The organism is Nocardioides sp. (genome assembly GCF_041600255.1).
Lineage (GTDB): Bacteria > Actinomycetota > Actinomycetes > Propionibacteriales > Nocardioidaceae > Nocardioides.
Genome location: NZ_JBFIKK010000236.1, coordinates 1 through 2,062, shown reverse-complemented (window position 1 = coordinate 2,062; position 2,062 = coordinate 1). Strand labels below are relative to the sequence as shown.

The window sequence follows — 2,062 nt, the reverse complement described above, 5'->3', positions numbered from 1 at the left end:
TGAGGGCGTGACGCTGTCCGAGGCATTCCTGCCACCGCACGTGTCTGGCTCCGATCTCAGGCAGTCTCGGGAAACTTCACGCCGGTGTTCGAGTGGCAGCGGTAGCCGTGCGGGTTCTTGGCCAGGTACTGCTGGTGCACGTCCTCGGCGTAGTAGTACGTCGGCGCCTCGCGGACCTCGGTGGTGATCTCGCCCAGGCGCCGGCGGCGCAGCTCGGCGCCGTACACCTCGGTCAGCTCGCGCGCGGTCTTCTCCTGCTCCGGCGTCGTGACGTAGATCGCCGAGCGGTACTGCGTGCCCACGTCGTTGCCCTGGCGCATGCCCTGGGTCGGGTCGTGCACCTCGAAGAAGAGCTTGACCAGGTCGGCGTAGGACACGACGGTCGGGTCGAAGACCACCCGGACCGCCTCGGTGTGCGCGGTGCGTCCCGAGCAGACCTCCTCGTACGACGGGTGCGGCGTGGACCCGCCGGCGTACCCGACCGACGTCGACCAGACGCCCGGCAGCTGCCAGTAGATCTCCTCGGCGCCCCAGAAGCAGCCCAGCCCGAAGATCGCGACCTCGTGGCCGGCCGGTGCCTCGTCGGTCACCACGGGCGTGCCGAGCACGACGTGCTTGTCGGAGAGGTGGAAGTTGCGCTCACTGCGACCGGGCAGGGCCTGGTCCGGCGTGACGAGCTCGGTCTTGTGGCGGCTGAACAGGGACACGGGGCACTCCTGGGTCGGGCGGGCTCTCACCAGTCTGCAACATCGGTGGTGGCTGTCGCGTTCCCAGTCGATAGCCTCGGTGCATGAGCGAGCAGCAGCACAGGAACAAGTCCGGCTTCGAGACGCGTGCAATCCACGCGGGCTACGAGCCGGACCCGATGACGGGTGCGGTGATCCCGCCGATCTACGCCACCTCGACGTACAAGCAGGACGGCGTCGGCGGCCTGCGCGGCGGCTATGAGTACAGCCGCTCGGCCAACCCGACCCGCACCGCGTTGGAAGGCGCGATCGCGGCTCTCGAGGAGGGGGAGAAGGGCTTCGCCTTCGCCTCCGGCCTCGCCGCGGAGGACGCCCTGATCCGCTCGATGTGCCGCCCCGGTGACCACGTGGTCATCCCCGACGACGCGTACGGCGGCACCTTCCGCCTCTTCGACAAGGTCGCCAAGGTCTGGGGTGTCGACCACAGCCCGGCGGCCGTCTCGGACGTGGACGCCGTACGCGCCGCGATCAAGCCGGGCGTGACCAAGCTGGTCTGGATCGAGACCCCGACCAACCCGCTGCTCAACATCGGCGACATCGAGGCCCTGGCCGCTGTCGCCCACGAGGCCGGCGCCAAGCTGGTCGTCGACAACACCTTCGCCTCGCCGTACCTGCAGCAGCCGCTGACGCTGGGCGCCGACGTGGTGATGCACTCGACCACCAAGTACTGCGGCGGCCACTCCGACGTCGTCGGCGGCGCCGTCGTCGTCCGCGACCTCGACCTGGCCGAGCAGATCACCTTCCACCAGAACGCGATGGGCGCGGTCCCCGGCCCGTTCGACGCCTTCCTGACCCACCGCGGTCTCAAGACGCTGGGCGTCCGGATGGACCGGCACTGCGACAACGCCGAGAAGGTCGTGGAGTTCCTCTCCTCGCACGCGGCCGTCTCCCAGGTGATCTACCCGGGTCTGCCCGAGCACCCGGGCCACGCCCTGGCTGCCCGGCAGATGAAGCGCTTCGGCGGCATGGTCTCGTTCCGGGTCACCGGTGGCGAGCAGCACGCCCTCGCGGTCTGCGAGAAGGCCGAGGTCTTCACGCTGGGTGAGTCGCTGGGCGGCGTCGAGTCGCTGATCGAGCACCCCGGCCGGATGACCCACGCCAGCGTGGCCGGCACCGACCTCGAGGTCCCGCCGGACCTGATCCGGCTGAGCGTCGGCATCGAGACCGCCGACGACCTGATCGCCGACCTCGACCGTGCCCTCGGCTGAGTCCTCCGCTGAGTCCCCCGCAGACGTCTGCCTCTGCGTCGACTTCGGCTCCACGTTCACCAAGGCGGTCCTGGTCGACCTGACCGAGGGCCGCATCGTCGCCGCCGG

The 2,062-nt window shown here is 69.9% G+C and carries 2 protein-coding genes; one reads left to right on the top strand and one right to left on the bottom strand.

Annotation, left to right across the window (positions count from 1 at the left end):
• Window positions 1–56: 56 nt before the first annotated feature.
• Window positions 57–701, bottom strand: coding sequence for a peptide-methionine (S)-S-oxide reductase MsrA (gene msrA, locus ABZE72_RS16705; RefSeq protein WP_372730163.1), 645 nt, complete (start codon window positions 699–701; stop codon window positions 57–59).
• Between the two features lie 89 nt (window positions 702–790).
• On the opposite strand from msrA, the gene ABZE72_RS16700 reads away from it, so the two are divergent.
• Window positions 791–1,954, top strand: a complete 1,164-nt coding sequence (locus ABZE72_RS16700; protein ID WP_372730162.1) for a cystathionine gamma-synthase — start codon at window positions 791–793, stop codon at window positions 1,952–1,954.
• The last annotated feature ends 108 nt before the right edge of the window (window positions 1,955–2,062 follow it).